Origin of the sequence: Streptomyces sp. NPDC047081 (assembly GCF_040643775.1) — a bacterium.
Classification (GTDB): Bacteria; Actinomycetota; Actinomycetes; order Streptomycetales; family Streptomycetaceae; genus Streptomyces.
In genome coordinates, this window is sequence record NZ_JBEYUY010000068.1 from 1 (window position 1) to 8,127 (window position 8,127).

An 8,127-nucleotide genomic window follows, 5' to 3' on the forward strand; every position below is an offset into this window, starting at 1 on the left:
GCACCTCGCTGTACAGCACGTAACCCACCACGGTGAGCAGTGCCCCGCCCAGGTAGACCTTGCCCTGCAACACGTCACCAACGGACTTCACGAACGACCAACGAACTCGCCTCCGATGTGACGGTGTGGAGGGCGGAACGTTCAGGAGGAGGTGCCGGGTTCCGCTGCCCCCTTCGAGTTGGCGACGATCTCGTACAACTCGTCCAGATCGTATTCGGCGCGTTGCGGGCTGCCGTAACGGGTGATCTTTCCCCGACTCGCCCACTTGCGGATCGTGGCTTGGCTGACCCCCGCGGCCAGCGCGGCGAGTTCGGTCGGAACCGTGCGCCGACCGCGTCGCTCACTCACCCCGGGCCCCCGGCCGACCGCTCAATGTCAGGCGCAGCCGACCGGACAGCAATAGCCACTGCTCCGGCGGCACCGTGTGACCGATCTCGCAGGCCACCTGTGAGGAGACCGCGTCTCCGGCACTCGACAGCCTCGCGTGCAGCGGCGCGCCGCAACCAGGGTGGCAGCACACGCCCAGGGATACACGGTGCACCCGTGGGCCCAGTATCGAGCGGGAGGACTCCAGGAGCGTGGACAGTTCGGCGTCCAGATCTGAGCCCGCCGGATGCGCCGCCAGCCATTGGATCTGGCTGTGGAGGAATCGGAGGAGCTCGGAGACCCCCTCACAGTGAGCAGCCGCCGAGCGGCGCTCCGCCATGACGAGTCCTGCCCATGAGGACAGCAGGTCGGAGATCTCCGAGCGCAGCGAGATCACCTTGTCGTCGAGTCGTATGCCCACCGATCGGGTGCCACTGACACGCTCCAGCGACCATCCACTGGGCGTGGCCAGTTCGTCTTCACTTTCCCGATAGATTTCTTCGATATCACGTAACTTGGCGCGCAGGCTTTCACCTAAGGGACAGCGCGTTTTCTGCTTCGGTCCCACGAAGGACCCGGCGCATGATCCCGAACGGTCTTGGTGCTGTTGCACTACTGGCCTCGCATCTCTGCATCACGGGTGAGAATTTCTCTTCGGCTGGGACTCCTCGCTACGCCAAAACAACCTGCCGTTTCATCAGCGCATCACTGCCGCGCATCCACAGCGCGTCCATGTGGCGGTAACGAGGACGTAACCAACGCGAGGGCGAGCGCCGTTGCCCAACACTCCGTCATTGGTCCCTACAATCGTCAATTGTTGTGCGACCCGGTCGGCACGTGTCAACAGAGCCTGGCGTGGGGCTCATCACGCAGTCCGTGACGCCCCGACTCCCCACCGTGATCGCGCTCGCCCCACGCGCGCACTCGCCCCGCTCGCGCGGGCGCACGTGACAAACCCTCCTTGAGAGACGGGAGTTGACACTCAGCGCCCGAGACTGTCACACTCCTCGCGGGCCATCGGTCTGCCCTGAAGGCACCGGTGCTCGAACGCTGAGCCGGTGCCGCGGACCTGTACAGCGCCCCCACCTTCACCCTTCCGAGAGCTTCTGCGTTCTCGGTCTCCTGCGTCTTCTCCGCTTTCCATGCCCGTCGGTGACCATCCCGGCGGGCATTCTTGTGCCCGGCTACGAACCCCACCTTCGAGGGCCTCATGGACACACGGCAAAAGGCTTCTGGTTACGCGCGACGCTGCGCACAGGCAGTGAATGCGTTTCACTCGATCCCTTACTTCACCGATGATTTGCTCACCGGAATCTCACCATTCGGCGTCACCGATCATTCGAGCGTCTACCTCGCGGGCCGCGCGTCCCCGCTCGGCCCCGTGAACCCTGCCGTGGTGACCGCGGTATTCAACTCCTTCGCGCCCGGTCTCATCGCCGACCGCATTCCCGCCCTCTGGGATCTGATATCGCCCGAGCATGCGATCCAGGCCCGCCAGGACGCGGTCGGAAATGCGCTCGAACGGCTAGTGGGAACGGAGATCGTCTGTTCCCAGGAACTGACGGAGGCCACGAAACTCGCGGTCGCTGCCGCCAACGCGTGCTCCTCCCCCGGACGCCCGCTGTACTCGGCGAACTCCGCGCTCGATCTGCCGGACCGGCCGCATGTGGCGCTCTGGCACGCCGCGACGATGCTGCGCGAATACCGGGGCGACGGGCACATCGCCGTACTGGGCCACTTCGAGCTGGCGGGCGTGGACTCGCTCGTCATCGACTGCGCCAGCACGCACGGCATGGCCAAGGAGATCGTCATGCCGATGCGCGGCTGGACGGAAAAGGAATGGTCGCAGGGGCGGGAACGGCTCGCCGACCGCGGGCTCGTGGACGCGGAGGGACGGCTGACCAGGCGGGGGGCCGCCGTACGGGACGAGGTCGAGGCGGAGACCGGACGCCTCGACCGGCAGCCGTACGAGGCTCTGGGGCAGGCAGGAGTCGAACGGCTGGCCCGGTATGTGCACCGGCTGGTGGGGATCGCGGCCGACAACGGGGTGTTCCCGCCCCCGCTGCGCGGCTTCTTCGCGCCCGCCTCCGCTGTCTGGAACGCACTCTGACCCCGAGATCCGTACCAGGAGAGGACCAGCCATGACGCTGTCGACGCCCCCGGGACCGCCCACCGACCTTTTCTCGCCCGATTACTACCAGGACCCGCACACGACCCTGGCCTGGCTTCGTGAGCACTCGCCCGTCCATGAGTTCCGCTTTCCGGCCGGCGACGTACGGACCTGGATCGTGACGCGCTACGACGACGTCAAGGCCGTACTGGCCGACCAGCGCTACAGCACGGAGGCCGCCACCTGGGGCAACGAGGAGTTCCGGGCCGCCGGCCTGGTCGCCGCCGAGGGCACCATCCTGGAGCGGGGCATCACGGTGGTCGACCCGCCCTACCACACCCGGCTGCGGCGACGAGCGATGGGCGCGTTCACCACCCGCCGGGTCGAACAGTGGCGCAGGACCGCGCAGGAGCACGTCGGCCGGATCCTCGACGACTGCGCACGCCGCGAGAGCTTCGACGTGATGGACGACTTCGCCGGGGAAGTCGCCGCCGGCGTGCTGGGCGAGATCCTCGGCATGCGCATCGAACGCCACCGGGAGCTGGTCAGCGCGCTCAACGCGGCGTTCCCCTCCGATCCCGCGCTGATGCACAAGGCGCCCGAGGGCTTCGGCAGGATCTGCAAGTACGCCGCCGAACTCGTCGCCGAGAAGCGCGGCAGGCCCGCCGACGACCTGACCTCCGCGCTGATCCAGGACGGTGACGGCGGCGACCGGCTCACCGAGGACGAACTGACCGGCCTCGTCGCGGCCATCATCATGGGCGGCAGCGACACCGTGCGCGGCTTCATCGGCAACGCTGTGCTCTCCCTGCTCGATCATCCGGACCAGGCGGAGCTGCTGAGGGCGGACCCCCTCCTGGCCGAGCCCGCCGTGGAGGAACTGCTGCGCTACGACGGCGCGTTGAGCACCGCTCTGTTCCGGGTCACCACCGAGGAGGTCGAACTCGCCGGCACCACTCTGCCCGCCGGAGCGCCGGTGATCGTCGGTCTACTGGCGGCCAACCGGGACCCCCGCCGGTTCGAGCGGCCCGAGCGCCTCGACCTCACGCGCGAGGGCCACCGGCATGTCGGCTTCGGGCACGGGCTGCACAACTGCCTGGGCGCGGCGCTGGCCCGGCTGGAGGGAGCGATCGCCATCCCCGCCCTGTTCAAGCGCTTCCCGGAGCTGACTCTCAACGCGCCGCGGGACACCGTACGTTACATCGACAACTGGGCGATCCGCCGTCTCGTCGCCCTGCCCGTCGCCACCTCCGCCGAGGCCGCCGCTCCCGGACTCCCCGAGCCGCACACCGTGGCCGCCGGCGACGCCTTCGGCGGAGGGCCGGCGTGACGACCATCGCGCGGATCGACCGCACTCTGTGCCTCGGAATGGGGCTGTGCGAGGCGATGGCGGACGACCTGTTCGTGCTGGACGACGACGGCATCGCGGTCGCCCAGGAGGACCGTGACCAGGACCGGCGTCGGGACCGCCTGCGCGACATCGCCGCCTGCTGCCCCACCGGGGCAATCACCGTCACCGAGGAGGACATCTCCGCGGCCGTACCCGAAGACGAGAGGTGAGACGACATGCAGACGTGGGACACCGACGTCGTCGTGGCGGGGGCCGGACCCGCCGGGCTGATGCTCGCCGCCGAACTGCGGCTGGCCGGCGCCCGGGTGATCGTCCTGGAACAGCAGGACCGGGCCACCGCCGAATCACGTGGCATGGGATTCACCGCCCGCACCCTGGAGGTGTTCGACCAGCGCGGGCTGCTGCCCCGGTTCGGTGAACTCAGCCGCTCCCCCGGCGGCCACTTCGGCAGCGTGCCGGTCGACTTCGCGGTGGGCGACGGACGGCACGCGAGCGTCACCGGCGTCTCCCAGGCCCGTACCGTCGCCGTGCTCGGCGAGTGGGCAGCGGAACTCGGCGCCGACATCCGGCGCGGGCACCGGGTGACCGGGTTCACCGATACCGGTGATGGTGTCGAAGTGCGCGCCGAGGCACCGGACGAGGAGGTGCGGCTGACCGCGCCCTACCTCGTGGGGTGCGACGGCGGCCGCAGCGCGGTCCGGCGGGCCGCAGGTTTCGACTTCCCCGGCACCGACGCCACCGCCGAGCTCCTGCTGGCCGACGTACGGGACCTGGCACTGCCCCCGAAATGGTCGGGGGAACGCCGCCCGGGCGGGATGCTGCTGGCCGCGCCGCTGGGAGACGGGATGACACGGGTCGTGGTCTCCGAGCACGGCAGGGCACCGCGGCAGCGCACCGAGCCGGTGTCCTTCGAGGAAGTGGCCGAGGCCTGGAAGCGGGTCAGCGGCGACGACATCTCCGCCGCGACCCCGCTCTGGGTCAGCTCCTTCGGGGACGCCGCCCGGCAGGCCACCGAGTACCGCCGGGGCCGCGTACTGCTCGCGGGAGACTCGGCGCACGTGCACCTGCCGGCCAGCGGGCAGGGCATGAACGTGAGCATCCAGGACGCGGTCAACCTCGGCTGGAAACTGGGCGCCGTGGTCACCGGCCGGATGTCCGAGGCCCTGCTCGACACCTACCACGCCGAACGCCACCCGGTCGGCGCCGCATTGCTCCGCAACACACGCGCCCAGGCCGTGCTCTTCCTCGGCGGCCCCGAGATGCAGCCGCTGCGCGAGGTACTCACCGATGTGTTCCGCGGCGAGGAGGCTGCCCGCATGCTGGCGGGGCTGGTCAGCGGCCTGGAGATCCGCTACGACGTCGGTCCCGGCAGCCATCCCCTGCTCGGGCGCCGGCTGCCGGACGTCCCGCTGGTGCTGGACGACGGGGAGAAGACCAGCAGCACCCGGCTGCTCCACCCGGCCCGCGGCGTCCTGCTGTCCCTGGGAGCCGATCCGCAACCCGCCCGCACCGCCCGGAAGTGGGCGCCCCATGTGGACGTCCACTCCGCACACCTGGCGGACACCTCGCCCGCCGGAGAGACAGTCGACGCGGACGCCGTACTGGTGCGCCCCGACGGATACGTGGCCTGGGTCGCCGGATCCGGCGACCTCCACACAGCCCTCCGCCGCAACTTCGGCGAGCCCATCGAGTGAGCGCCATCGACGCGAACGCCCAGGAGACGACCATGCCTGAGACACGGGTCCATTCGGCCACCGCACCCGACATCGACCACGAGGACGTGCACACCGTCTTCATGAGCCACTGGCACGTGGCGGATGCCGCTCAGGGCCGGGTGGTGCTCGACGAGATCGCGGACGCCTGGGAACAGGCTTCGTGGCCCGCGGACATCCTGTCCTTCTCGTGCTATCTGAGCACCGGCAGCGAGCACTTCACCGTGATGACCTACGTGCAGTGCGCACGGCCCGACGGCTACCGGCCCTTCGTCCACGGTCTGCCCGTGGACGCCGCCCGGGTGGAGCCGGTGGAATACCGCCTGCACCACAGTGTGCTGCTGACTCCGCAGGCGGGGCCGGCCGCCGCGATCGTCATCGCCAGCTTCGACGTCGACGGCCCGGAACGGCAGCGGCACATCATCTCCTCCGTCACGGACAACATCGAGAAGTCGCCGCGCGACGAACAGACCGGGCTGATCGCCTCGCACTTCCACGTGAGCCTCGACGGCACCCGGGTGATCAACTTCGCCGAGTGGACGAGCGACGACGAGCACATCGCGTTCCTCGAACAGGCCACCCGGCACAGGTCGCTGCGTCTCGCCACGGACACTCCGGGCGTGCGGCCGATCGGCTTCACCCGCTACCACCTGCACCGCTCCATCGAGCCCTGAGGCGCCCGAAGCTCCCGACCCGCGGTTGCCGGGACCTACGTACTCGTCCAACTACCGCTTTTGTAAGGATGGTTGACGACCAAGCAGGTTTCCGGCGAGAAGGAGTTCCCCCCACCATGACCGCTGCCCCCACCCGATTCCCGGACGTTTCCCGCGCGGACGCCGGGGTCGCGCTGGTCACTCCCTTGTTCGTCGGAACACCTGAGCTTCAGCGTGCAGAGGTCGAGCGCGTCCTGACGCCGTACCGCAGCCGCCCCCTCCCCGAGGGGTTCCTCTCCGTGAGCGTCTTCACCAGCACCGAGGGCGAGAACGTCCTGACGTACGCCCAGTGGACCTCCGACGACGCCTACCGCGCGTTCGTACGCGCCGGCGGACCCGGCGAACCGGACGAGAACACCACTGAGCCGGTGCGATACAAGCTCTACCGGGGCCGCGTCCTGGAGCCGGGCAGCGTCCCGACGGCGCTGGTGGCACCCGTCTTCGACGTGGACGGCCGGGACCGGCAGCGGCGGTCGATCGACAACCTCGTGGACGGCCCCCTCGGCACGCCGTTCCCGGGTCTGGTCGCCTCCCACTTCCACATGAGCCTCGACGGCACGCGGGTGCTGAACTGGGCCGAGTGGGTCGACGAGGCGGCCCATGAGGGCTTCATGAAGAGCAGCCGCCCGAAGGAGTGCCTGGAGGCCATCACGATGCCCGGCGTACGCGGTATCGGCGGCAAGCGGTACGTTCTCGCGGACGCCGTCACCCGCTGACGCACCGAGGCCCAAGCCCGGCCCGGGTCTTCGGACCCGGGCCGTTCGCATGCGCGGAACAGACAGAGAAGGACAAGGTGAAATGGCTCAGACGGCTTTCGTCTTTCCCGGCCAGGGATCCCAGCGGGTCGGCATGGGGCTGGACATCCTGGGCCGGCGCCCCGACTTCGCCGACACGTACTACGGGATCGCCGACGAGGTGATGGGCTTCCCGCTGTCCGAGCTGTGCTGGCACGGGCCCGCCGAGCGGCTCCAGGACACCGCGGTCACCCAGCCCGCGGTGTTCCTCACGAGCCTGATGGTCCTCGACGTCCTGCGGGCTCACGACGTGGACGCCGACGTGGTGGCCGGGCACAGCCTCGGCGAATACACGGCCCTGGTCGCGGCGGGCGTCCTCGACTGGACCGACGCCCTGCGCCTGGTGGCGGTGCGGGGCCGGCTCATGAGCACGGTCAATCGGCGGACACCTGGCGCGATGGCCGCCGTCCTGGGCCTGGCCCCGGCCACCGTCGAGGCGGTCTGCGCGGCGGTCTCGGCCGCGAGCGGAGAGGTGGTCGAGGTCGCCAATTTCAACGAGCCCGGCCAGACCGTCGTCTCGGGCCGGGCGAACGCGGTACGAAAGGCGACCCAGGACGCACTGGAAGCGGGTGCTCGGCGGGTGGTGCCGTTGCGCGTCGGGGCACCCTTCCACTGCAGCCTGATGCGGGACATCGAGGCCGAGTTCGCCGAATCGCTTGCCTCGGTCGCCTTCCGCGAGCCGGTCATACCGGTGATCTCCAGCGTCACGGCGGCGCCGGTGAGCAGTGCCGAGGAGATCGTCGCCGTCCTGCGCCGCCAGCTCACCGCCCCTGTGCGGTGGACCGGCGCGGTGACGGCTATGGCGGAACGGGGAGCGGACCGATTCGTCGAGGTCGGCCCGGGGCGGGTGCTGACCGGACTGTGCCGGAGGATCGCGCCCGAGCTGGCCGCCCACACCGCCGGGACCGTCGACGACATCGCCCGTACGGTCGACGCTGTCTCGGCCGGCGTACCCGCGAACTGACCCCGGAGGTAGAGGCACATGCTGCGCAAGGTGCTCATCGCCAACCGTGGCGAAATCGCTGTCCGCGTGGCCCGCGCCTGTCGGGACGCCGGCATCGCGAGCGTGGCCGTCTACGCC

At 69.8% G+C, this 8,127-nt stretch carries 10 protein-coding genes; 8 read left to right on the top strand and 2 right to left on the bottom strand.

The genetic code is table 11. From position 1 onward, the window contains the following. Positions 1-141 precede the first annotated feature (141 nt). Positions 142-348 (bottom strand): hypothetical protein, encoded by a 207-nt coding sequence (locus ABZ848_RS49355; RefSeq protein ID WP_360843663.1) that lies wholly within the window; start codon positions 346-348, stop codon positions 142-144. Continuing rightward, positions 341-934 (bottom strand): OvmZ protein, encoded by a 594-nt coding sequence (locus ABZ848_RS49360; RefSeq protein ID WP_360843667.1) that lies wholly within the window; start codon positions 932-934, stop codon positions 341-343. Before ABZ848_RS49360 ends, ABZ848_RS49355 begins: the two co-directional genes overlap by 8 nt. 828 nt (positions 935-1,762) lie before the next feature. On the opposite strand from ABZ848_RS49360, the gene ABZ848_RS49365 reads away from it, so the two are divergent. The 8 genes from ABZ848_RS49365 to ABZ848_RS49400 all read left to right on the top strand — a co-directional run. Continuing rightward, positions 1,763-2,476 carry a hypothetical protein gene (locus ABZ848_RS49365; protein WP_360843670.1) on the top strand — a complete coding sequence of 238 codons (714 nt, stop codon included), beginning with the start codon at positions 1,763-1,765 and terminating at the stop codon, positions 2,474-2,476. A 31-nt stretch (positions 2,477-2,507) separates the two neighbouring features. Then, complete coding sequence (locus ABZ848_RS49370) at positions 2,508-3,806, top strand: cytochrome P450 (RefSeq protein WP_360843672.1); 1,299 nt, start codon at positions 2,508-2,510, stop codon at positions 3,804-3,806. Next, positions 3,803-4,036, top strand: a complete 234-nt coding sequence (locus ABZ848_RS49375) for a ferredoxin (protein ID WP_360843674.1) — start codon at positions 3,803-3,805, stop codon at positions 4,034-4,036. Before ABZ848_RS49370 ends, ABZ848_RS49375 begins: the two co-directional genes overlap by 4 nt. 6 nt (positions 4,037-4,042) lie before the next feature. Continuing rightward, on the top strand, positions 4,043-5,521 hold the full coding sequence (locus ABZ848_RS49380) for an FAD-dependent monooxygenase (RefSeq protein ID WP_360843677.1): 1,479 nt from the start codon (positions 4,043-4,045) through the stop codon (positions 5,519-5,521). A gap of 32 nt (positions 5,522-5,553) precedes the next feature. Beyond that, the gene (locus ABZ848_RS49385) at positions 5,554-6,213 is read left to right on the top strand and encodes a hypothetical protein (protein WP_360843680.1); all 660 of its coding nucleotides are present in this window, start codon (positions 5,554-5,556) and stop codon (positions 6,211-6,213) included. A 116-nt stretch (positions 6,214-6,329) separates the two neighbouring features. Then, entirely contained in the window at positions 6,330-6,968 is a 639-nt protein-coding gene (locus tag ABZ848_RS49390; RefSeq protein ID WP_360843683.1) for a monooxygenase, read from the top strand. A gap of 82 nt (positions 6,969-7,050) precedes the next feature. Further along, positions 7,051-8,010: an ACP S-malonyltransferase gene (fabD, locus tag ABZ848_RS49395; RefSeq protein WP_360843685.1), complete on the top strand. Its 960-nt coding sequence runs from the start codon at positions 7,051-7,053 to the stop codon at positions 8,008-8,010. 21 nt (positions 8,011-8,031) lie between these two features. Next, the coding region (locus tag ABZ848_RS49400) for a biotin carboxylase N-terminal domain-containing protein (protein WP_279617129.1) at positions 8,032-8,127 on the top strand (96 nt) is incomplete at its 3' end.

Coding starts and splice junctions, on each gene's coding strand:
- ABZ848_RS49370 (WP_360843672.1), top strand. CDS start 2,508: ATGACGCTGTCGACGCCCCCGGGACCGCCCACCGACCTTTTCTCGCCC.
- ABZ848_RS49380 (WP_360843677.1), top strand. CDS start 4,043: ATGCAGACGTGGGACACCGACGTCGTCGTGGCGGGGGCCGGACCCGCC.
- ABZ848_RS49385 (WP_360843680.1), top strand. CDS start 5,554: ATGCCTGAGACACGGGTCCATTCGGCCACCGCACCCGACATCGACCAC.
- ABZ848_RS49390 (WP_360843683.1), top strand. CDS start 6,330: ATGACCGCTGCCCCCACCCGATTCCCGGACGTTTCCCGCGCGGACGCC.
- fabD (WP_360843685.1), top strand. CDS start 7,051: ATGGCTCAGACGGCTTTCGTCTTTCCCGGCCAGGGATCCCAGCGGGTC.